This is a genomic window from Streptomyces sp. NPDC006385 (assembly GCF_040612485.1).
Lineage (GTDB): Bacteria > Actinomycetota > Actinomycetes > Streptomycetales > Streptomycetaceae > Streptomyces.
The window spans coordinates 1-21,402 of sequence record NZ_JBEXQG010000003.1 but is presented as its reverse complement, the minus strand read 5'-3'; the positions used below and the strand labels follow the sequence as shown (position 1 = coordinate 21,402).

Annotated in this window: 18 protein-coding genes and 1 pseudogene; 8 read left to right on the top strand and 11 right to left on the bottom strand. The window is 71.7% G+C overall.

Going from position 1 to position 21,402, the window contains the following annotated elements:
- Positions 1-56: 56 nt before the first annotated feature.
- Genes ABZ078_RS02745 through ABZ078_RS02735 form a run of 3 tightly spaced genes read left to right on the top strand, consistent with a single transcriptional unit; the run spans position 57 to position 3,826 of the window.
- A complete protein-coding gene (locus tag ABZ078_RS02745; protein ID WP_356570937.1) occupies positions 57-1,154 on the top strand; it encodes a thiamine ABC transporter substrate-binding protein in 1,098 nt (365 codons plus the stop codon).
- Entirely contained in the window at positions 1,130-2,806 is a 1,677-nt protein-coding gene (locus ABZ078_RS02740; RefSeq protein ID WP_356570935.1) for an iron ABC transporter permease, read from the top strand. Before ABZ078_RS02745 ends, ABZ078_RS02740 begins: the two co-directional genes overlap by 25 nt.
- The gene (locus ABZ078_RS02735) at positions 2,807-3,826 is read left to right on the top strand and encodes an ABC transporter ATP-binding protein (RefSeq protein ID WP_356570933.1); all 1,020 of its coding nucleotides are present in this window, start codon (positions 2,807-2,809) and stop codon (positions 3,824-3,826) included.
- A gap of 168 nt (positions 3,827-3,994) precedes the next feature.
- On the opposite strand, the gene ABZ078_RS02730 is transcribed toward ABZ078_RS02735, so the two are convergent.
- The 7 genes from ABZ078_RS02730 to ABZ078_RS02700 form a co-directional block, all read right to left on the bottom strand.
- Complete coding sequence (locus ABZ078_RS02730) at positions 3,995-4,657, bottom strand: LAETG motif-containing sortase-dependent surface protein (protein ID WP_356570932.1); 663 nt, start codon at positions 4,655-4,657, stop codon at positions 3,995-3,997.
- 181 nt (positions 4,658-4,838) lie between these two features.
- Positions 4,839-5,960: an LOG family protein gene (locus tag ABZ078_RS02725; RefSeq protein WP_356570930.1), complete on the bottom strand. Its 1,122-nt coding sequence runs from the start codon at positions 5,958-5,960 to the stop codon at positions 4,839-4,841.
- Positions 5,961-5,997: 37 nt separating this feature from the next.
- Complete coding sequence (locus tag ABZ078_RS02720; RefSeq protein WP_356570928.1) at positions 5,998-6,414, bottom strand: VOC family protein; 417 nt, start codon at positions 6,412-6,414, stop codon at positions 5,998-6,000.
- 105 nt (positions 6,415-6,519) lie between these two features.
- A complete protein-coding gene (locus tag ABZ078_RS02715) occupies positions 6,520-8,094 on the bottom strand; it encodes a hypothetical protein (protein ID WP_356570926.1) in 1,575 nt (524 codons plus the stop codon).
- Positions 8,076-8,816, bottom strand: coding sequence for an ATP-binding cassette domain-containing protein (locus ABZ078_RS02710; protein WP_356570924.1), 741 nt, complete (start codon positions 8,814-8,816; stop codon positions 8,076-8,078). The genes ABZ078_RS02715 and ABZ078_RS02710 overlap by 19 nt, the downstream gene beginning before the upstream one ends.
- 205 nt (positions 8,817-9,021) lie before the next feature.
- Positions 9,022-10,395: an aspartate aminotransferase family protein gene (locus ABZ078_RS02705; RefSeq protein WP_356570923.1), complete on the bottom strand. Its 1,374-nt coding sequence runs from the start codon at positions 10,393-10,395 to the stop codon at positions 9,022-9,024.
- A gap of 19 nt (positions 10,396-10,414) precedes the next feature.
- Positions 10,415-10,933 carry an Lrp/AsnC family transcriptional regulator gene (locus ABZ078_RS02700; protein ID WP_356570921.1) on the bottom strand — a complete coding sequence of 173 codons (519 nt, stop codon included), beginning with the start codon at positions 10,931-10,933 and terminating at the stop codon, positions 10,415-10,417.
- A gap of 168 nt (positions 10,934-11,101) precedes the next feature.
- On the opposite strand from ABZ078_RS02700, the gene ABZ078_RS02695 reads away from it, so the two are divergent.
- Together ABZ078_RS02695 and ABZ078_RS02690 are read left to right on the top strand one after the other, a co-directional pair.
- The gene (locus ABZ078_RS02695) at positions 11,102-12,550 is read left to right on the top strand and encodes a gamma-aminobutyraldehyde dehydrogenase (protein WP_356570919.1); all 1,449 of its coding nucleotides are present in this window, start codon (positions 11,102-11,104) and stop codon (positions 12,548-12,550) included.
- An 11-nt stretch (positions 12,551-12,561) separates the two neighbouring features.
- A pseudogene (locus tag ABZ078_RS02690) lies at positions 12,562-12,958 on the top strand (spermidine/putrescine ABC transporter substrate-binding protein); the annotation flags it as partial.
- A gap of 109 nt (positions 12,959-13,067) precedes the next feature.
- Here ABZ078_RS02690 and ABZ078_RS02685 read toward each other — a convergent pair.
- Positions 13,068-14,417, bottom strand: coding sequence for a diacylglycerol kinase family protein (locus ABZ078_RS02685; RefSeq protein WP_356570917.1), 1,350 nt, complete (start codon positions 14,415-14,417; stop codon positions 13,068-13,070).
- Between the two features lie 128 nt (positions 14,418-14,545).
- On the opposite strand from ABZ078_RS02685, the gene ABZ078_RS02680 reads away from it, so the two are divergent.
- On the top strand, positions 14,546-15,082 hold the full coding sequence (locus tag ABZ078_RS02680; RefSeq protein ID WP_356570915.1) for a hypothetical protein: 537 nt from the start codon (positions 14,546-14,548) through the stop codon (positions 15,080-15,082).
- Here the strand turns inward: ABZ078_RS02680 and ABZ078_RS02675 are convergent.
- Positions 15,072-16,235 (bottom strand): serine hydrolase domain-containing protein, encoded by a 1,164-nt coding sequence (locus ABZ078_RS02675; protein ID WP_356570913.1) that lies wholly within the window; start codon positions 16,233-16,235, stop codon positions 15,072-15,074. The two genes, ABZ078_RS02680 and ABZ078_RS02675, sit on opposite strands and share 11 nt — an antisense overlap.
- Before the next feature lie 338 nt (positions 16,236-16,573).
- Between ABZ078_RS02675 and ABZ078_RS02670 the strand changes: the two genes are divergently transcribed.
- Positions 16,574-18,265: a sigma-70 family RNA polymerase sigma factor gene (locus tag ABZ078_RS02670; RefSeq protein WP_356570911.1), complete on the top strand. Its 1,692-nt coding sequence runs from the start codon at positions 16,574-16,576 to the stop codon at positions 18,263-18,265.
- Here the strand turns inward: ABZ078_RS02670 and ABZ078_RS02665 are convergent.
- Together ABZ078_RS02665 and ABZ078_RS02660 are read right to left on the bottom strand one after the other, a co-directional pair.
- The gene (locus ABZ078_RS02665; protein WP_356570909.1) at positions 18,247-18,972 is read right to left on the bottom strand and encodes a glycerophosphodiester phosphodiesterase; all 726 of its coding nucleotides are present in this window, start codon (positions 18,970-18,972) and stop codon (positions 18,247-18,249) included. The two genes, ABZ078_RS02670 and ABZ078_RS02665, sit on opposite strands and share 19 nt — an antisense overlap.
- A gap of 17 nt (positions 18,973-18,989) precedes the next feature.
- Positions 18,990-20,114, bottom strand: a complete 1,125-nt coding sequence (locus tag ABZ078_RS02660) for an adenosine deaminase (protein WP_356571295.1) — start codon at positions 20,112-20,114, stop codon at positions 18,990-18,992.
- Positions 20,115-20,650: 536 nt separating this feature from the next.
- Between ABZ078_RS02660 and ABZ078_RS02655 the strand changes: the two genes are divergently transcribed.
- The gene (locus ABZ078_RS02655; protein ID WP_356570907.1) at positions 20,651-21,259 is read left to right on the top strand and encodes a DUF4190 domain-containing protein; all 609 of its coding nucleotides are present in this window, start codon (positions 20,651-20,653) and stop codon (positions 21,257-21,259) included.
- The last annotated feature ends 143 nt before the right edge of the window (positions 21,260-21,402 follow it).

Here is a 21,402-nt window from a genome sequence, read left to right as displayed (position 1 = left end):
GCCCCAGAGGCCCCGGGCAGGGCCGCGTCTCTTCCTGGTCACTCCAGGAGGAATTAGTGAGCATCACCAAGAAGGCCACGGTCCTCGCCGCCGGTTTCGGACTCGTCGCGCTGCCCGCGCTGGCCGCGTGCGGGTCGTCCGACGGCGACGGCGGCAACGGCAGCGGCGGCGGGTCCAAGACCGTCACGCTCGTCAGCCACAACTCGTGGGCCGTCTCCAAGAGCGTCCTCGCCGCCTTCGAGAAGCAGTCCGGCTACAAGGTCAAGGTCCTGGAGGACGGCGACGCCGGTCAGGCCGTCAACAAGGCGATCCTGACCAAGGACAACCCGCAGGGCGACGTCTTCTTCGGCGTCGACAACACCCTGCTCTCCCGGGCGCTCGACAACGACCTGTTCCAGTCGTACGAGCCGAAGGGCGCCGACACCATCAAGCCCGAGTACCTCGCCGACCAGGACGAGCACCGGGTCACGCCCATCGACACCGGCGACATCTGCGTCAACTACGACAAGGCGTACTTCAGCAAGCACAAGCTGGCCCCGCCGACGTCGTACGACGATCTGATCAAGCCCGCGTACAAGAACCTCCTCGTCACCGAGAACGCCTCCACCTCCTCGCCCGGCCTCGGCTTCCTGCTGGGCACGGCCGCGAAGTACGGCGACGACGGCTGGCAGGACTACTGGAAGAAGCTCAAGGCCAACGGCGTCAAGGTCGTCGACGGCTGGGAGCAGGCGTACAACGAGGAGTTCTCCGGCTCCGCCGGCGGCAAGAAGGCGAAGGCCGACCGGCCGCTCGTCGTGTCGTACGCCTCCTCGCCGCCCGCCGAGGTGATCTACGCCGACCCGAAGCCGAGCACCGCGCCCACGGGCGTGGCGACCGGCACCTGCTTCCGCCAGGTCGAGTACGCGGGACTGCTGAGCAACGCCGAGAACACCGAGGGCGGCAAGGCGCTGCTCGACTTCATGCTCACCAAGACCTTCCAGGACGACATGCCGCTCAACATGTTCGTCTACCCGGTGCGGGAGGGCGCCCAGGTGCCGGAGGAGTTCGTGAAGTACGGACCGCAGGCCGAGGATCCCGAGACCATGGACCCGGCGAAGATCGCCGACAACCGTGACGACTGGGTCAAGTCGTGGACCTCGCTCGTACTGAAGTAGCAGCTCCCCGGAAGCGGGTCACGCGGAGCGCGGCGGTGGGGCTCGGCCTCGTCGCCGTGCCCGTCGCGTTCTTCGCGGTCTTCTTCGCCTACCCCGTCGCCGCCATCGTCGCGCGCGGTCTGAAGGTCGACGGCGTCTGGCAGTTCGGGCGCCTCATGGACGTGCTCGGGGAGTCCGACATCCGGCACGTCCTGTGGTTCACCACCTGGCAGGCGCTCGCCTCCACCGCGCTCACCCTGCTGATCGCGCTGCCGGGCGCCTACGTCTTCGCCCGCTTCGACTTCCCCGGCAAGCAGATCCTGCGGGCCGCGGTGACCGTCCCCTTCGTGCTGCCGACGGTCGTCGTCGGCACAGCGTTCCTCGCGCTCGTCGGCCGCGGCGGCCTTCTCGACGAGCTGTGGGGCGTACGGCTCGACACCACCGTGTGGGCCATCCTGCTCGCGCACGTCTTCTTCAACTACGCCGTCGTCGTACGGACGGTCGGCGGGCTCTGGTCGCAGCTCGACCCGCGCCAGGAGGAGGCCGCGCGGATGCTCGGGGCGTCCCGCCTCACCGCCTGGCGGACCGTCACCCTGCCGGCGCTGGCGCCCGCCGTGGCCGCCGCCGCGCTCATGGTCTTCCTGTTCACCTTCACCTCCTTCGGTGTCGTCCAGATCCTCGGCGGGCCGACCTTCTCGACCCTCGAAGTGGAGATCTACCGGCAGACCTCCGAGATCTTCGACCTGTCCACGGCCGCCGTCCTGACGATGATCCAGTTCCTGGCGGTGGGCGCGATCCTCGCCGTGCACGCCTGGACGGTACGGCGCCGGGAGAGCGCCCTGCGCCTGGTCGACGCGTCCGTGACCGCGCGACGGCCGCGCGGGGCGGGGCAGTGGGCGCTGCTGGCCGGCGTCCTCGCCGTCATCGTCGTCCTCCTGCTGCTGCCGCTCGCCGTCCTGGTCCAGCGGTCGCTGGACGCGCCGGACTTCGGCTACTACCGGGCGCTGACCGATGCCGACGGCGGGGTCTTCCTCGTCGCGCCGATCGAGGCGATCGGCAACTCGCTCCAGTACGCCGTCGTCGCCACCCTCATCGCCGTGCTGATCGGCGGTCTGGCCGCCGCCGCGCTGACCCGGCGGGACGCGGGCCGGTTCGTACGGGGTTTCGACGCGTTGCTGATGCTGCCGCTCGGGGTGTCCGCGGTGACGGTCGGGTTCGGGTTCCTGATCGCGCTGGACGAGCCGCCGCTCGACCTCCGCGGTACCTGGATCCTGGTGCCGCTGGCCCAGGCGCTGGTCGGGGTGCCCTTCGTCGTACGGACGATGCTGCCCGTGCTGCGGGCCGTGGACCAGCGGTTGCGGGAGGCGGCGTCGGTGCTGGGGGCGTCGCCGTGGCGGGTCTGGCGTGAGGTGGATCTGCCGATGGTGCGGCGGGCGCTGCTGATCGCCGCCGGGTTCGCCTTCGCCGTGTCGCTGGGGGAGTTCGGGGCGACGGTGTTCATCGCGCGGCCCGACAACCCGACGCTGCCGGTGGCCGTGGCACGGCTGCTGGGGCGGGCCGGCGAGCTCAACTACGGCCAGGCGATGGCCCTTTCGACGGTACTGATGGTGGTGTGCGCGGTGGCGCTGCTGGTGCTGGAGCGGCTGCGGACCGACCGGACGGGGGAGTTCTAGATGCTGCTGAGCCTGGAAGGCGCGACCGTCCGCTTCGGCGGGCGCGCGGTGCTCGACGCCGTCGACCTGGACGTCGCCGAACACGAGATCGTGTGCGTGCTCGGGCCGAGCGGCAGCGGCAAGTCGACGCTGCTGCGGGCGGTGGCCGGGCTGCAACCGCTCGACGCCGGGCGGGTGTCGCTCGACGGGCGGGACCAGGCCGGGGTGCCCGCCCACCGGCGGGGGGTCGGGCTGATGTTCCAGGACCATCAGCTGTTCCCGCAGCGCGACGTCGGCGGCAACGTGTCCTTCGGGGCGCGGATGCACGGCGCGTCCAAGGGTGAACAGGTCGAGCGGGTGCGGGAGTTGCTCGATCTGGTCGGGCTGCCGGGCGCCGCCCGCCGTGCCGTCGCCTCCCTCTCCGGTGGTGAGCAGCAGCGGGTGGCGCTGGCGCGTGCGCTCGCGCCCAGGCCGCGGCTGCTGATGCTGGACGAGCCGCTGGGCCAGCTCGACCGTTCGCTGCGGGAGCGGCTGGTGGTCGAACTCCGGGAGCTGTTCGGTCGGTTGGGCACCACCGTGCTGGCCGTGACGCACGACCAGGGCGAGGCCTTCGCGCTCGCCGACCGGGTCGTGGTGATGCGGGACGGGCGGATCGCGCAGAGCGGCACGCCGCTTCAGGTGTGGCAGCGGCCGGTGGACGAGTTCGTGGCCCGCTTCCTCGGGTTCGACAACGTGGTCGAGGGCATGGTCGCCGGCGAGGCCGCGGACACGCCCTGGGGCAAGCTCCCGGTGGGCGAGGGCGTCGGCCAGGGCACGCGGACGCTGCTCGTACGGCCGGCCGGGGTGCGGCTCGTGGCCGCCGACGCGGGGCTGCGCTGCACGGTCGCGGCGCGCACCTTCAAGGGCACGCACGTCGCCGTGCATCTCCAGCCGGAGGACGCGCCGCGCCTGGAGGCGGCCTGTGCGCTGCGGGACGCGCCGGAGGTCGGGGACGCGGTCGGCGTGGAGTTCGACGCGGCGGAAATCGTCGTGCTGGGCTGATCGCCCGGCGCACAGGGTGCGGGGCATGACATTGCTCGCTCGCCTTGTACCGCCGACTGCCGCTGGGCAGCGTCAAGTTGGAGGTGCTCGGCGGACGGCGCCCAGGAACGCGACGGCCCGCCCCCGCAACGGGGGCGGGCCACAAGGGTGGTGCCGGTGGGCGGCGTGTCAGCGGTCGCTGCTCGCCCCGCGGCGGCGCAGGCCGAAGAAGATCGCGCCACCGCCGACCGCGACCAGGGCGACCGCGATGCCGGCGATCAGGCCGGTGTTGGAGTTCGCACCGGTCTCGGCGAGGTTGGAGTCACCGGCCGCCGGGGACGGAGCGTTGCTCTGGGTGTCCGCAGGGGCGGTGCTCTCGCTCTCCGAGGGCGTCGGGGCCGGCGTGTCGGTCTCCTCCGCCGGGGGCGACGCGGAGTCCGACGGGGTCGGGGCGTCGGACGGAGCCGGGGGCTTCTCCTCGTCCTTCTTGCAGGCCGTGGACGGCGTCGTCAGGTTCGGCTTGATGTCCTCGTCGACATAGCCGGCGGCCTTGACGTGGACGCGGTACTCGGCGTCCGGCTTCCAGTTCTCGGCGAAGGTGATGGTGACACCCTCGCGCGAGCCCTTGACCACCTGTTCGCCGACCTTCTTCAGGTCGGCGCCGTTGTTCTGCAGGAACACGCTGACGGTCGCCGGGACACCGCTGGGGTCCACGTCGGTGACGGTGATGATGCCCTTGTCCCCGTCGCACTTGGCTTCGGCGGAGAATTCACTGATGTCGCACGCGAGCGCGTTGCCCGCGAGGCCGAGCGCCAGCGCGGCCGACGCGGAGGCAACACCCAGAGCGCGCACGGAACGCGCGACAATACGGCGGTTTATGGGCACGTTTGTCCTTACGAGTTGCACCACAGAGGGGGGTTGAACGGGGGTGGTGATGGGTCATCACCACCCCCGGGATTCTCACTGGTTTATAAGCGTGACATAAGCAGTGTCAACGCGTAGGAGGCCCACAGGCGTTGGCTTTGCCGTCTTATTAACCGCCGATACGTTTCAACGCCTCCGGAGCCTCCTCGATCCCGTCGACCAGGACGATGCGCGACTCCATCGACCGGTCCCGGGCGAGCGACTGCAGCAGCGGCCACGCCGGCAGCTTCTCCGTCCAGTGCGCGCGGTCCACCAGGACCATGGGGGTGGGCTCGCCGCGCGACTCGTAGTAGTTCGGCGTCGCGTTGTCGAAGATCTCCTGTACGGTCCCGGCGGCGCCCGGGAGGAAGACGACACCCGCGTTCGACCGGGCCAGGAGGCCGTCCTCGCGGGTGGCGTTGGCGAAGTACTTGGCGATGTGGGAGGCGAAGGGGTTCGGCGGCTCATGGCCGTAGAACCAGGTCGGGATGCCGATGGAACGGCCCCCCTTCGGCCAGCGGCCGCGCACCTCGAAGGCGGCCGTCGCCCACTCGGTGATCGAGGGCGCGAACCCGGGCGCCTTCGCCAGGAGCGGGAGGGCGTCGGCGAGCATGTCGTCGTCGTACGGGGCGGCGTACGCGCCGAGGTTGGCCGCCTCCATGGCGCCCGGGCCGCCCCCGGTGGCGACGGTGAATCCCGCGCGGGCCAGCTCCCGGCCGAGCCGCGCGGCGCCCTCGTACTCCGCCGTGCCGCGGCGCATCGCGTGGCCGCCCATGACGCCCACCACCCGGGCGCCGGACAGGAGTTCGTCGAGCGCGTCCGAGACGGAGTCGTCGTGGACGGCGCGGAGCATGGAGGCGTAGATGTCCCCGTCCTCCTTGGTCCGCTGGAACCAGGCGTACGCGCGGGCGTCGGGCGTCTCCTCGTAGCCGTCCGCCAGGGACGCGAAGAGTTCGTCGGGGGAGTAGACCAGACCCCGGTACGGGTCGAAGGGCAGGCCCGGTATCGGCGGGAACACCAGCGCGCCGTCGGTGCGGATCTTCACCGCCGCGTCCTCGCGCATCGGGCAGCCGAGGAAGACGGCGCCCGCCGTGTCCGTGGTGAGCAGTTCGCGCGTACGGTCCGTCAGGTCGACGGCCTGGACGCGGAATCCGGCGAGGCTGCCGCGCGCCGAGACGGTCGCGTCGAACTCCTCGAGCGTCTCGATCTCACGGTCGTTGTGGTGGGCCGCATGGGCGGGCATCGTCTGCACCCGCCCATGCTAGGCACCCCGCGAGAGGCGGCGGACTTCAGCCCTCGATGGCGGCCGGGTCCATCCACACGACCTCCCAGGTGTGGCCGTCGAGGTCGTCGAAGGAGCGGCCGTACATGAAGTCCATGTCCTGGACCTTGTCCGACGCGGTGCCGCCGGCGGCGACGGCCTTCTCGACCAGCTCGTCCACCTGCTCGCGGCTCTCGGCGCTCAGGGCGATCAGCACTTCGCTGGTCCGCGTGGCGTCCGCGATCTCCTTGTCGGTGAAGGTCGAGTAGAACGGCTTGGTGATCAGCATCGCGACGATGGTGTCGCTGATCACGACGGAGGCCGCGTTCTCGTCGCTGAACTGCGCGTTGATCGAGTAACCCAGCTCCGTGAAGAACTTCTTCGAGGCGTCGAGGTCGTTCACGGGCAGGTTCACGAAGATCATCTGCTGGTATGCCTTGGTCATCGGAGTCTCTCCCATCGGGGTGGCTGCTGTTCGAGGGGGTAGACCGGGGTGCCGTCCCGAACTCATCGCCGGACGGGAGATTTTTTTCCGACGGGTTTTCCGCCGTCAGCGCGCCAGGGGCAGCGCCGCCAGCTCGGCCACGGTCAGGGTGAGCGGGCCGAAGACGGCCAGCAGGACGCCGGCGCGCAGAGCGGCCGCGCTGCGCAGCATCGTCGTGGGAGCCCCGAGACGCAGCAGGGCGGCCGTGGCGTCGGCGCGGGCCTGCTTGGCCTCCACGGCGGCCGTGAGAAGTGTGGCCACGGTGCAGGAGGTCACCAGGGTGACGCCGACCGTGGTGAGCGGGCCGAAGGGCGGGGCGGCCGCCGTGCCGGACAGCGGTGCCATGGCGTACGCGGCGGAGGCCGCCGCGCACACGATGCCGAGGGGGCGGCCGATACGGGTGGCCTCCGCCATGAGGACACGGCCGGCCAGGAGGCGCAGGGCGCCCGGCCGCGCGGACTGCAGGAGCCGGCCGCAGAGGTGGGTGAGGCCGGGGGCGGCCAGGGCGAGGCCGAGGGCGGTGAGGAGCCAGCCGATCACGACTCCGGCGGGGCCGGTGGGGAGCACGGCGGGCACGGTGAGCGCGGTGCCGCTCGCCGTACGGCCGGCGTAGGACTCCACGGCGAGGCCCGCGGCGAGGACGGCGACGCCCCAAGGGAGGCCGGCGGGGGGCCGACGGGGAGTCGGGGAGCTGACGAGGTGCAGGTCGGAGACCGGCTGGGCCAAGCCGGCGGTCCAGTCGGCGTCCGGCGTCCGGGGCGGGGTCGGGGTCGGGGTCGGAGTTTCGCCCGCCGGCGCCTGCGGGGTGCCGTGTTCCTGGGGGACGGGCGCCGCGTCGGCGGCACGACCTTCCGTGGACGGTGCGGCGTGGGCGTGCGCAGACTGACCGGCTCGGCTTCTCGCCGCATGCGCTGAACCCGTGCCGTTCTTCGCGGCGCCGTCGGTGGCCGCGCCGCCCCGCCTCAGGTGCGCCCCGAACCGCCCGTACGCGCCGAACGTCTCCCGTGTCACCGACCTGCCGTGCGCCCCGAAGCGGCCGTACACCCCGCCCGTCTGCCGTGCCGCCGACCTGCCGTGCGCTGCGAAGCGGCCGTACGACTGTCCTGCGGTCCGTGTTCCGCCGGACCCGGGGTCCTTCGGGCGCAGGACCAGCGCCACCGTCACCGACGCGATCGCCGGTACCAGCGTCAGCAGGGTCAAGGTGGCCGGCAGCGGCAGGGGGCTGTCGGCTGCCAGGAACTCCGAGGCGGCGCCGTCGAAGGGCATGCCCGTCAGGTCGCCGCGGAGGTGCAGGAAGAACAGCAGGGCCAGCATCGAGCCGAGGGTGCACGACAGGGCCGTGGTCGTCGCCGAGACGGCCATCAGACGGGCCGGGCTCAGGCCGATCGCCGAGAGACCGGGGCGGGGCCGGGTGCCGAGGTCGGTCCGGGCCACCGCCACCGCGAAGTGGATCGTCGCGGCCAGTGGGGGAGCGCACCAGGCCAGGCGAAGGAGCGACGCGGCGGGGGAGTCCGGGTGGGACATGGCGTAACCCAGGGCGCACAGCAGCAGGAAGCCGGTGCCCGCCGACGCCGCCGCCACCAGCAGGCGGCGCAGTTGTACGGCGGGCCGGGCACCGTGGCTCAGACGGAGAGCGAGCACGCGGCCCGGCCTTCCGTCTCGCTGACCGGGGGCAGGTGCAGCGTGTTCACGCGCCGCCCGTCCAGGAGGCCGACCGTGCGGTCGGCGAGGGGCGCCGCGTCCGCGTCGTAGGTGGCCAGGACGACGGTGATGCCGTGCGAGCGGGCCGCTGTCGTCAGGGTGCGCAGGACCTGGATGTGGTCGGCGCGGTGCAGCGGGGCCGTCGGCTCGTCGGCGAACAGGACCGTGGGCGAGGGGGCCAGCGCCCGGGCCACGCAGACGCGCTGGCGCTCGGTCTGGACCAGTTGGTGCGGGCGCTTGCGGGCCGCCTCGCCGACGTCCAGGCGCTCCAGCCACTCCAGCGCGACCGTGCGGGCACGTCGGCGGCTGGTGCCGCGCAGCATCAGGGGGAGGGCGGCGTTCTCCCAGACGTTCAGCTCGGGGACGAGGGACGGAGCGGGGTCGATCCAGGTGAAGCGGTCGCGGCGGAGCCGTTCGCGGTCCATCGGGCCCATGGTGTGGACCGGCACGCTGTTGAACCAGACCTCGCCGCGCCGCGGTGCCACCAGGCCGGACAGACACCGAAGGAGAGTCGTCTTGCCACTGCCGCGCGGCCCGATGACGGCGAGGACCTCACCCTCCTGGACACCGAGCGAGACCCCGCTGAGGGCGGGCGAGCCGTCGTTGTACGTGAAGTGCAGGGCGCGCGCCCAGAGCACGTCGTTGTCCGGCGGGGCCACCATGACGTACACCTCGCTTCTGATCCGTTTCCCGTACCTGATCCCCCGTGCGGGGGAACGAAGGCTCGGCCGATCGGTCACAGGAACGCTAGGCAGGCGTTACCCGCACCCCGGACAGCACACGGCCCCGGACCGCCGTTTCTCACTCGAACGGGCGGCACCGGGGCCGGTGTTGATCAACCCTGCGGGAGATCACGGTCGCGGGCGGTCAGAGCTTGGTCCACGCCTCCGTCAGCGTCGCGCGCAGGATCTGCTCGATCTCGTCGAACGTCTCCTGGTTGGAGACCAGCGGCGGGGCGAGCTGGACGACCGGGTCGCCGCGGTCGTCGGCACGGCAGTACAAGCCGTTCTCGTACAGCTTCTTGGAGAGGAAGCCGTACAGGACGCGCTCGGTCTCGTCGGCGTCGAAGGACGCCTTCGTCGCCTTGTCCTTGACCAGCTCGATGCCGTAGAAGAACCCGTTGCCGCGGACGTCGCCGACGATCGGCAGGTCGTACAGCTTCTCCAGCGTGGCGCGGAAGGCGGCCTCGTTGTCGAGGACGTGCTGGTTGAGGCCCTCGCGCTCGAACAGGTCGAGGTTGGCCAGGCCGACGGCCGCCGACACCGGGTGGCCGCCGAAGGTGTAGCCGTGCAGGAAGGTGTTGTCGCCCTTGTAGAAGGGCTCGGCGATCCGGTCGGAGATGACGCACGCGCCGATCGGGGAGTAGCCCGAGGTCATGCCCTTGGCGCAGGTGATCATGTCCGGGACGTAGCCGAACTTGTCACAGGCGAACATCGTGCCGAGGCGGCCGAAGGCGCAGATGACCTCGTCCGAGACGAGCAGCACGTCGTACTGGTCGCAGATCTCGCGTACCCGCTGGAAGTAGCCGGGCGGGGGCGGGAAGCAGCCGCCCGCGTTCTGCACCGGCTCCAGGAAGACCGCGGCGACCGTGTCCGGGCCCTCGAAGAGGATCTGCTGCTCGATCTGGTCGGCGGCCCAGCGGCCGAAGGCCTCCGGGTCGTCGCCGTGGATCGGGGCGCGGTAGATGTTGGTGTTCGGGACCTTGTGGGCGCCGGGGACCAGGGGCTCGAACGGGGCCTTCAGGGCGGGCAGGCCGGTGATGGACAGGGCGCCCTGCGGGGTGCCGTGGTAGGCGACCGCGCGGGAGATCACCTTGTGCTTGGTGGGCTTGCCGACCAGTTTGAAGTACTGCTTGGCGAGCTTCCAGGCGGTCTCCACCGCCTCACCGCCGCCGGTGGTGAAGAAGACCTTGTTGAGGTCGCCCGGCGCGTGGCCGGCCAGACGCTCCGCGAGCTCGACGGCCTTCGGGTGGGCGTAGGACCAGACCGGGAAGAACGCCAGCTCCTGCGCCTGCTTGAAGGCGGTCTCGGCCAGCTCGACGCGGCCGTGCCCGGCCTGGACCACGAACAGGCCGGCGAGGCCGTCGAGGTACCGCTTGCCCTTGTCGTCGTAGATGTAGGTGCCCTCGCCCCGGACGATGGTGGGGACGGGGGAGTTCTCGTACGAGGACATGCGGGTGAAGTGCATCCACAAGTGGTCGTACGCGGTCCTGCTGAGGTCCTGAGGGCTGTTGGTGCTCACGGTTATCGGGTCCTCACGGTTATCGGGTTCCCCACATGTAGGTCTGCTTCTTGAGCTTGAGGTAGACGAAGCTCTCCGTGGAGCGCACTCCGGGGACGGCACGGATGCGTCTGTTGATGACCTCCAGGAGGTGGTCGTCGTCCTCGCAGACGATCTCCACCATCAGGTCGAACGAGCCGGCGGTCATCACCACGTACTCGCATTCGGACATGGCGGTCAGGGCGTCGGCCACGGACTCCACGTCGCCCTCGACGTTCACGCCGACCATCGCCTGGCGGCGGAAGCCCACGGTGAGCGGGTCCGTGACGGCGACGATCTGCATCACGCCCTGGTCGAGCAGCTTCTGGACCCGCTGGCGCACGGCCGCCTCGGACAGGCCCACGGCCTTGCCGATGGCGGCGTACGGCCGGCGGCCGTCCTCCTGAAGTTGTTCGATGATGGCGAGGGAGACGGCGTCCAGCTGGGGACCGCCGCCGTTCCTGGACTCGCGGGAGTCCCTGTGCTCTGCGCTTCGACTGGCCACGAGGTCACTGTGCACGACGTATCGACAGTTCCGCAAGGCCAGATTGATGAAATTCGTTGTTTACGTGACTGAGACCTGCGGATTTCGCAGAAGTGGCCCCCGTGGGGGTGTTGAAAACGTGGGCTCGCCGATTAGGGTGGGTGTCTCAGAGAATGGACAGCTCGACCTGACAGGAGGCCGGCAGTGAGCACCGAGCTGCGTGGGCTGCGCAAACTACGCAATTACATCGCCGGTGAGTTCCGGGACGCCGCCGACGGACGGACCACCGAGGTGGTCAACCCCGCGACGGGCGAGGCGTACGCGACCGCGCCGCTGTCCGGGAAGGCGGACGTCGACGCCGCCATGGAGGCCGCCGCCCGGGCCTTTCCCGGCTGGCGTGACACGACCCCCGCCGAGCGCCAGAAGGCCCTCCTGAAGATCGCGGACGCGTTCGAGGAGCGCGCCGAGGAACTGATCGCCGCCGAGGTGGAGAACACCGGCAAGCCGGTCGGGCTCACCCGGTCGGAGGAGATCCCGCCGATGGTCGACCAGATCCGCTTCTTCGCGGGTGCGGCGCGGATGCTCGAGGGCCGCTCGGCCGGTGAGTACATGGAGGGCCTGACCTCGATCGTCCGCCGTGAGCCGGTCGGCGTCTGCGCCCAGGTCGCGCCCTGGAACTACCCGATGATGATGGCCGTGTGGAAGTTCGCTCCGGCGATCGCGGCGGGCAACACGGTCGTGCTGAAGCCGTCGGACACCACCCCGGCGTCGACCGTGCTGATCGCCGACATCATCGGTGCGATCCTGCCCAAGGGCGTCTTCAACGTCATCACCGGTGACCGTGAGACCGGCCGCATGATGGTCGAGCACGAGATCCCGGCCATGGCGTCCATCACCGGGTCGGTACGGGCCGGCATGCAGGTCGCCGAGTCCGCGTCGAAGGACCTCAAGCGGGTCCACCTGGAGCTGGGCGGCAAGGCGCCGGTCGTCGTCTTCGAGGACACCGACATCGCCAAGGCCGTCGAGGACATCTCCGTCGCGGGCTTCTTCAACGCCGGACAGGACTGTACGGCCGCCTGCCGCGTCCTCGTCCACGAGGCCATCCACGACGAGTTCGTCGCCGCGCTCGCGAAGGCCGCCGCCGACACGAAGACCGGTCAGCCGGACGACGAGGACGTGCTGTTCGGGCCGCTCAACAACCCCAACCAGCTCAAGCAGGTCGAGGGCTTCATCGAGCGGCTGCCCGCCCACGCGCGCGTGGAGGCCGGTGGCAAGCGGGTCGGCGACAAGGGCTACTTCTTCGCGCCGACCGTGGTCTCGGGCGTCAAGCAGGACGACGAGATCATCCAGAAGGAGGTCTTCGGGCCGGTCATCACCGTGCAGTCCTTCTCGAACGAGGCGCAGGCCGTCGAGTGGGCGAACGGGGTCGAGTACGCGCTCGCGTCGTCGGTGTGGACCAAGGACCACGGGCGGGCGATGCGGATGTCCAAGGCGCTGGACTTCGGGTGCGTGTGGATCAACACGCACATTCCGCTGGTCGCGGAGATGCCGCACGGCGGGTTCAAGAAGTCCGGGTACGGCAAGGATCTCTCGGCGTACGGGTTCGACGACTACACGCGGATCAAGCACGTGATGACGTCCCTGGACGTGTGACCGTCGTACCCCTGAGGGACGGCGCGGCCCCGGATCGGTCGAGTGCCGTCCGGGGCCGCGGTGGCATGCCGCGGCCGTGGTGCTCGGCGGGCTCGCCGGCTGTGGTGTGCCCGCCGCGTACGTGCCTCCCGGGGAGCGGGCCGCCGCTGATCCCTCTGCCACCGGTGAGCGGCTGACCTGGGCCGACTGGCCGCTGTACAGGGACACCGACGGCGCGGACGCGAGGCGGCGGCCGACGCTGGACGCCTTCGAGAAGCGCACGGGAATCTCCGTCGAGAGTGCGTCGAGGAGATCAACGACGACGAGTTCTTCGGCAAGGTGAGCCCGGCCCTGATGAACCATCAGCGCACCGGCCGCGATCTCGTCGTCATCGGCGACTGGATGTGCGCCCGGTTCGTACGGCTGGGCTGAGTACGGGAGAGCGCGTACCACCGCCGCCGGCTGGGCCGTGTGAGACAAGCGGCGTGTCCGAGCTGACGCACCGGACCGCCTACGCGGCCCCGCGGTGCGGGCGGAGTCAGAAGTAGGGCCGTCGGTGCACCGCCGTGCGCCCCACCGTCGCCGCCAGTTTGCGCAGCCGGCGCCAGTCCAGGCGGGGGCCGCGCTGGGGGACGCCGGGGCGTTTGCGGGGGACGCGGACGCGCAGGGCGCCCGGCATGATGCGGCAGTGGACCGGGGCGGGCAGGACGAGGGCCTCACCGTCGATGCCGGCCTCGATCTGCGCGCGGTCGGCCTCGATGACCACCTCGGTCGCGGTGAGGATGGTGAGGCCGCCCGGCGCGGAGTCCAGGAGCAGTGCGGCGGCCTCGGCCGCGTTGTCCACCCTTACGCCGAGGACGCCCAGGACGGCGGAGTCGAGGCAGTCACGGCGGCCGACTCCGAAGGGGTCGTCGGTGCGGTAGGGGTTGTTGCTGACCAGCACGGCGTGCGGAGCGGTGAGCGTCTTGTCCCCCGCGCGGGCGGTCAGCCGCGGCCCCTGCTGGCGGGTGAGCAGGTCGGGCAGCAGCTCCAGGCTGGTGCCGATCTTGTCGTCGCGGTAGCCGGGGCTCTGCACGATGGCCGCGTACGCCCCGAAGGACGCGTTGTTGACGAAGGGCCGGTCCCCGGCGAACCCGAGGTCGACGCGGAGTTCCACACCGTCGGTGAGCGCGTCGAGGCAGGTGGCGGGGTCGTCACGGTCGAGGCCGAGGTCCATGGCGAAGTGGTTGCGGGTGCCCGCGCTGATCACCAGGAACGGGATGTCGTGCTCCGCGGCGACGGCCGCGACCAGCGCCTGGGTGCCGTCACCGCCGGCGACGCCCAGCAGGTCGGCGCCGTCGGCCACGGCCTTGCGGGCCAGGGCGGTGACGTCCTGGTGCTGCTCCGGGTCGAGCAGGGCCACCTGCGCACCGAGTCGTTCGGCCTTCTCCTTGAGCGAGAAGCGCCCCACCTTCCCGCCGCCCGAACGGGGGTTCATGATCAGATACGGGCGCTGCGGCGGCACCGCCTTGCGCTCCCGCATCACCCGTACCCGAGGACTCCCCGTGCCCTGCAGCGCCCGCTTGCCGCTCCAGACGGCCACCGCCCACAGCGCCACCGACATCGGCAGCGCCCAGGAGAGGGTGGCCGCGAACAGGGCGACCAGGGCGGCCGGCACCGCCACGGCCAGGCCGGCGGCCGCCCAGCGGGCCGGGCCGCGCAGGGTGAGTGCCCACCACGCCGCGACCGCGCTGAGGCCCAGGCCGGCGGCCCCGGCCACCAGCAGCAGGACGCCGCCGATCCCGCCGTAGGCGAGGGGCACGAGCAGCGCGAGCCCCGCCGCGGCCAAGGCCGCTCGCGCCGCCCACTGCTGTTCCCGGTAGGCCCGCTCGCTCAGGTCCAAGCCCATGATTCCTCCGTTCGCCGCGGACATCGTAGGGCTGGTGCGTGAAGCGCCGAACGGCGGAGGTCGGTACGGGCCAGGGGAGCGCCCGAAGTGTTTTGAACATGTTCAAGAACGGGCGTACGCTACCCCGCATGAGCGACAGAGCCGCCCTGCTCAAGGGCATCCGCGTCTGGCTGGCCTTCTTCGTCGTCTGCCTGGTGCTCAGCGGCGCCACGGCCTTCCCTCTCGTCCACGAACTGCGCTGGACCGAGGACCTGTTGCGCGCCCTGTCCGCCCCCGACCACCTCCCCGGCCTCATGGACTGGATCGAACGCGTCCGGCGAGGACTCGACGCCGCCGACGCCGACCACCCCTTCCTCCTCTACGGCACGGACTGGCTGGCCTTCGCCCATCTCGTCATCGCCGTCGCCTTCCTCGGCCCCTACCGCGACCCGGTCCGCAACATCTGGGTCGTCGAGTTCGGGATGATCGCCTGCGCGGGCATCGTCCCGCTCGCCCTCATCTGCGGCCCCATCCGCGGCATCCCCTTCTGGTGGACGGTGATCGACATGTCGTTCGGCGTCTTCGGGGTCATCCCGCTGTACGTCGTACGGAAGAAGACCAAGCGGCTGGAGGCGCTGACGGCGGCCGTGCCGTCAGCGCCCGCCGGTGCCGTGGTCAGCGGTTGAACGCGGGGAAGCCGAAGCGCTGGACGATGGCGAGGCCGTCACCCTTCGCGTCGGTCGAGTTGACGGAGTACACCAGGGTCCGGGACAGGTCCGGGGTGGCCGCCACGACCGTGTGATAGCCGGGACGGGCCCCCGTCTTGCCCCAGATCTCCCGCCCGTTCAGCTCGAAGCGCTCCAGCCCCATGCCCATCGTCGCCCCCGGCAGGTCCGGGACCGTGAGCATCCGCTTGAGCAGCGGCTCGGGCACCACCCGGCCGCGGAACAGGGCGAACACCAGCCGCTCCAGGTCCGCCGTCGTCGAGATCATGTCGCCGGCCGCGAACCGGTCGGACATGTTCCACTCGGTCACGTCGACCAGCTTGCCGTCGATCCAGTCGTATCCCCGGTTGTGCGGGCCGTGGACGCGGGGGTCGGGGCCGTCGGGGAAGGAGGTGTGCCGCATGCCGAGCGGGCGGAAGATCCGTACGGCCGCCTGGTGGGCGTACGAGTCCCCGGTGACCTTCTCGATCAGCATGCCCAGCACGGTGTAGTGGATGTTGCCGTACCGCTGGTGCTCGCCGGGCGCGTGGTCGGGATCGGGCCCCTTGGCGACCGACGCGGCCACCACCTCCTCGGGTGTCAGCGTCTCGAAGCGGTGCTCGTAGCCGTCGTCGACGTTCTCACCGAGGGACGCCCCCGGCTGGAGACCGCTCGTGAAGTCCAGCAACTGCCGTACGGTGATGGGCGCGAACTCCTCGGTGAGCAGGCCGGGCAGATACCGCTGCACCGTGCCGTCCAGCGAGATCCGCTTCTCGGCGGCGAGTTGCAGCACGATCGCCGCGGTCACGATCTTCGTCGTCGAACCGGCGCGGAACCGGGCGTTCTCCAGTGCCGGGGCCCCGGTTCTCCTGTCCCGCACCCCGGCCGCCCCGTGCCAGCTCCCCTTGCCGCCGACGCGGATCAGCGCGGCCGTCGCGTCCTTGTCGGGCAGTCCGGCGAGCGCGGCGCACAGTGCCTCGACGTCGGGGCCGTCGGGAGTCGCGGCTTCGATCGCCTGCGCGGAACAGGAGGAAGACGACGCGGGCCGCGCGGAGGCCGCCCCGGCCAGCGGCAGCGCGGTCAGGGTCAGGGCGAGCGCGGCGGTGAGGAGGGCGGGAAGCGGGCGTACGGGCATCTGCTGCTCCTGAGGTCGACGGGATGTCCGTGATCATCGTCGGTCGATACGGCCCCGGCCGGATCGTCGGTGAGGAGGGGACCGACCCTGGGGAACCCCGGAGCAAGTTCCGTTCAGCACAAGGGTGTTGTAAGGGTTTCGCCCTTACGGGCCACCGGCCGCGGGGCGCGCTGCCGAAAAAAGTGTTATCGCCGTCCCCTTCACCGCGTCTCCACTCGCGTCCCCCCGTCCCCACACCCGGGAGCCGCCCCCATGCCTCGCCCGTACCGGAAGCGGAATGTGATCTCTGACATAGCCAGATGTGCTGGTCAGGCTGAGAAGGTGCGTACGGGCAGCAAGTGACCTGGGAGAGGACGTACGTGGACGAGGGAGCCGGCCGGCAGTGGCGCTCCACCATCGCGGCGGCGCAGGCCGGTGACCGGCAGGCGCTGGACGAGCTGGTCGAGGGCTGGCTGCCGCTGGTCTACAACGTGGTCGGACGCGCCCTGAACGGCCATGCCGACGTCGACGACGTCGTCCAGGAGACGATGCTGCGCGCCGTCGACAACCTCGGCTCGCTGCGGGACCCGGACAGCTTCCGCTCCTGGCTCGTCGCCATCGCCATGCGGCAGATCCGGGACCGGGCGCGGCGCAGGCAGACCGCGCACCTCGACGAGTCGGCCGCGCACGAGGTCACCGACTTCGCCGAACTCACCGTTCTGCGGCTGCAGTTGGAGGGGCAGCGGCGCGAGGTCGCGGAGGCCGTGCGCTGGCTGGACGACGAGGACCGGCAGTTGCTGTCGCTGTGGTGGCTGGAGGTCGCGGGCGAGCTGACCCGGCGCGAACTGGCCGCGGCGGCCGGGATCAGCCGGCAGCACGCCGCGGTGCGCGTCCAGCGCGTGAAGGAACGGCTGGAGACCGCGCGCGGCATCGTACGGGCGCTGGACGGCGCCTGCCCCGACCTGCGCGACCTGACCGCCCGCTGGAACGGCCGCCCCGACTCCGTCTGGCGCAAGCGGCTGGCCCGGCACATCAGGGGCTGCGGCTACTGCGGCGACACCCGCGAGTCCGTCGTACCGGCGGAACGGCTGCTCGTCGGCATCGCCCTCGTCCCGATCCCGGTCGGCTTCACGCTGTCCCTCGCCCTCGGCGGCAAGACGGCGGTCGCGGCCACGGCCACGGCGACCTCCGTCGGCTGGTCGGCCAAGGTGATGGCCGCGCTCACCCAACCCGCCGTCGCGGTGACGGCCGGCGCGACGATCGTCGCGGGCGGCGCGTACGTCGTCACGCAGACCCCGGACGTCCCACCGCGTGTGGCCGCCCCCACGGCGTCGAGCACGGCCCGCCCGCCCTCGCCCTCGCCGCCCGTGTCGCCGGCGGCCACGCCCTCGCCGTCGGCGCCGCAGAAGAAGGTCGATCTGTACGGCACGGTCGTCGACACCGTCGACCGGGCCCCCGCGCCCGACACCAGGCCCGCGGCCCTCCCGCACCGCCCCGAGTCCGGCATCACCAGCACCGGCGGCCGGCAGGCCGTGATGCAGCACCGCGGCGACAGCGTGACGCTCAGCGGTCAGGGCTATGTCCTGGTGCGCTGGCAGATCTCACCGCACTCACGGCCCGGCGCTCTGGTCATGCCGACCTGGACCGGCCTGAAGGGCGAGATCTTCCACGTCGCCTCCGGCGGCGGCCGGCGTATGGACGACGTCGTCGGGGACGGTTCCGACCGCGGCTACGTCACCGGCATGGGCGGCCCCGACATCGGCTACGCGGTCCTGCCGGACGGCACCCAGCAGATGTGGCAGAACGAGTACTTCTACCTCGACGGCACGGTCACCCTCACCCAGAACGAACGCGGTTGCGACTACGGTCTGACCGTCTTCCCCTCGACCTGGGACAAGGTGAACGAGGACGTGCTGTACGGCCCCCCACAGGGCGCCCTCCGCTATGGACTGGTCCGCGACAACGGCAAGGACACCGCGCCGGTGCCGCAGTACGTGACCCGCGGGACACCGGCCGATCCGGCGACGGTGCCTCAGCGCTCCCGGGTGTAGCGGCCCGGCTCGCCTGCTCGCCCGGGAGCGGTGCGCAGGCCGAGCAGGACGTCGAGGCGGTTCGTCGTGATCGAGTCGACGCCGAGGTCCAGCAGGCGGCGCATGGAGCGCCGGGTGTCCGGGGTCCAGACGGACAGCAGACAGCCACCGCGGTGGACGCGCTCGGTGAGGGCGCGGTCGACGAGGCCGAAGCGGTAGTTGAGCCAGCGCGGGCGTACCGCGTCCAGCAGCGCGGGGCGCGGCGGCGCCAGCGTCGTCCAGGTCAGGGCGATCTCGGCGGCCGGGTCGGCGGCGCGCACGGCGAGCATGGCGGGGGCGCCCGCGCAGTAGTACACGCGGTCCTGGGCCCCGCACTCGCGTACGACGTCCACGACTCGGCGCGCCGCCCGCACATCCGGCGTGCCCGGCAGGTCGAGCATCACCCGGTTCCCGTCACACGCCGCCAGCGCCTCCTGAAGCGTCGGCACCCCGCCCGCCGTCAGCCCCCGCACCTCGGCCGCCGACAGCGCGAGCAGCGGCCGGTCCTGCTCCCACAGCCGCTTCAGCGTGTCGTCGTGCAGCAGCACCGGCACGCCGTCCCTGGTGAGGCGTACGTCGATCTCCACCGCGTCCGCGCCCAGTCGGAGCGCGGAGCGCAGCGAGTCGAGCGTGTTCTCGCGGACGCGGTAGGGGTCGCCGCGGTGGGCGACGGCGGTCACGTTCTGCATGGGGACATTGTGGTGGCTCAGGCGAGCCAGTCGGCCGTGTACGTGTCGATCTCGGCGGCGATCCTGGCCTTGCCGGGTTCGTCGAGGAAGGACGCGTGCACGGCGTTCTTGGCGAGGTCGGCCAGGCCCCGCTCGTCGAGGTCGAGCAGGCGCGCGGCGACCGCGTACTCGTTGTTGAGGTCGGTGCCGAACATGGGCGGATCGTCGGAGTTGACGGTGACGATGACCCCGGCCTCGACGAACTCCTTGATCGGGTGTTCCTCGATCACGCGGACGGCGCGGGTGGCGATGTTGGAGGTCGGGCACACCTCCAGCGGGATCCGGTGCTCGGCGAGGTGCGCGAGCAGCTTCGGGTCCTGCGCCGAGCTGGTGCCGTGCCCGATGCGCTCGGCGCGCAGGTGGGTGAGGGCGTCCCAGACCGTCTCCGGTCCGGTGGTCTCGCCGGCGTGCGGCACGGAGTGGAGCCCCGCGGCGATCGCGCGGTCGAAGTACGGCTTGAACTGCGGCCTCGGTACGCCGATCTCGGGCCCGCCGAGCCCGAAGGAGACCAGGCCCTCCGGGCGCAGGCGGTCGTCGGTGGCGAGCCGCGCGGTCTCCTCCGCGGACTCCAGGCCGGCCTCGCCGGGAATGTCGAAGCACCAGCGCAGGACGGTCCCGAACTCGGCCTCGGCCGCCTTGCGGGCGTCCTCGATCGCGGCCATGAACGCGCCCGCCTCGATGCCGCGGCGGGTGGAGGAGAACGGCGTGATGGTCAGCTCGGCGTAGCGCACCTGCTGGCGGGCCAGGTCGCGGGCCACCTCGTAGGTCAGCAGCCGTACGTCCTCCGGAGTGCGGATCAGGTCCACTACGGACAGGTACACCTCGATGAAGTGGGCGAAGTCCGTGAAGGTGAAGTAGTCGACCAGGGCCTCCGGGTCGGTGGGGACCTTGGAGTCGGGGTGGCGGGCGGCCAGTTCCGCGACGATGCGGGGGGAGGCGGAGCCGACGTGGTGGACGTGCAGTTCGGCCTTGGGCAGTCCGGCGATGAACGCCTTCAGATCGCGCGGGGCGTGTGGGTCGACGAGACGGTCGGTCAAGGTTCCTCCCCAGGAACGGCGTCCGCGGCCGGGGTGTGGGCGGCGGGACGCGGGTGATCGGCTGATCGGTGACTCGGGATCATCGTAGGCCGGGACGGTACCGCCGGAGTCGGGGCCTTAGCATGACGGCACGTACGACAGAGGGGGTCCCGCGCATGTCCGACGACGAACGGACGCCGGAAGCGCCGGAGGTATCGGGGGTGTCGGGGGTGTCGAGGGGGTCGGGAGAGTCGGGGGCACCGGAAGCCTCCGAGGCGCCGGGAGGGGAGGGCGCGGGGGGCGCGGCTTCGCCGTCGGGTGGTGCGGGCGGGGGGTCGAGGACCTCGTTGGACAAGGAGCCGGAGCGCTCGCGGGGTGATGCGGTGCCGGGGGGATCGGGCGCTCGCGACGAGCGGGACCCGTGGGCGGCTCCGAGCGTGAACGCGCAGGCGCCTTCCGCCGCGTCTTCCGCGCCCTCCGCGCCCTCAGCCTCTTCCGCGCCTTTCGCATCCGCCGAGCCCGCCACGCCCTCCGGCCCCGCGGGACCCGGGCAGACGATCGCCTCGCAGGAGCCGCCGGCCTGGTCCACGCCGTCCGTGCACGACCAGCAGACGGTCACGTCCATGCCGTCCACGTCCATGCCGTCCACGGGTCTGCCGTCCGAGCCACGGGACGCGGTGCCGCCGGCCTCGCCGTGGACGTACCCGTCTGCGGGGCAGGACACGGCGGGGCAGCCGTACGGCTCGACAGCCGCCCCCTTCGCGCCGCCGGGGCTCACGACTCCGACGCGGCACGGCCCACCGGCCAACCCCTTCGCACCTCCGTCGGCGCCCGGTCCCTACGCCGCGCACGGCGAGCACGTCCCTCCGCCGCCGATCGCGCCCGACGGGCCGGGGCAGGTGCCCTACGGCTATCCCGGCGGACACGGCTACGCTCCGGGGCCGGGCGCGGGGGGCTATTACGGCTGGCCCGGCATGGCGCCCATGCCGAGCAACGGGATGGGCACGGCCGGGCTCGTGCTCGGGATCAGCTCCGCGGTGATCTTCTGTCTGTGGCCGGTGGCGATCGTCGTGGGCATCCTGGCCCTGATCTTCGGTGCGATCGGGCGTGGTAAGGCACGCCGGGGCGAGGCGACGAATCCGGGGCAGGCCCTGGCCGGGATCATCTGCGGCGCGGCGGGGGTGGTCCTCGGGCTGGGGATGTTGGCGCTGGTGATCGCGACGGCCGTGTAAGCGCGGCCGGGTTTCTCGCCCCCGCCGCCCCCACCCGTCCCATCCTGAAGGGGCGCTGCCCCCTGCGCCACGGGCTCGACGAGCGCGGCATCGCCCTCGCCTTCGGCGTCATCGTGGCCATCGGCGAGCTCACCCGGTGGACC

What these genes read in the sequence shown, in the direction of transcription:
- ABZ078_RS02735 (WP_356570933.1), top strand. Translation starts at nt 2,807, where the DNA reads ATGCTGCTGAGCCTGGAAGGCGCGACCGTCCGCTTCGGCGGGCGCGCG.
- ABZ078_RS02720 (WP_356570928.1), bottom strand. Translation starts at nt 6,414, where the DNA reads ATGACCAAGGCATACCAGCAGATGATCTTCGTGAACCTGCCCGTGAAC.
- ABZ078_RS02710 (WP_356570924.1), bottom strand. Translation starts at nt 8,816, where the DNA reads ATGGTGGCCCCGCCGGACAACGACGTGCTCTGGGCGCGCGCCCTGCAC.
- ABZ078_RS02685 (WP_356570917.1), bottom strand. Translation starts at nt 14,417, where the DNA reads ATGGGCTTGGACCTGAGCGAGCGGGCCTACCGGGAACAGCAGTGGGCG.
- ABZ078_RS02680 (WP_356570915.1), top strand. Translation starts at nt 14,546, where the DNA reads ATGAGCGACAGAGCCGCCCTGCTCAAGGGCATCCGCGTCTGGCTGGCC.
- ABZ078_RS02675 (WP_356570913.1), bottom strand. Translation starts at nt 16,235, where the DNA reads ATGCCCGTACGCCCGCTTCCCGCCCTCCTCACCGCCGCGCTCGCCCTG.
- ABZ078_RS02665 (WP_356570909.1), bottom strand. Translation starts at nt 18,972, where the DNA reads ATGCAGAACGTGACCGCCGTCGCCCACCGCGGCGACCCCTACCGCGTC.
- ABZ078_RS02655 (WP_356570907.1), top strand. Translation starts at nt 20,651, where the DNA reads ATGCCGTCCACGTCCATGCCGTCCACGGGTCTGCCGTCCGAGCCACGG.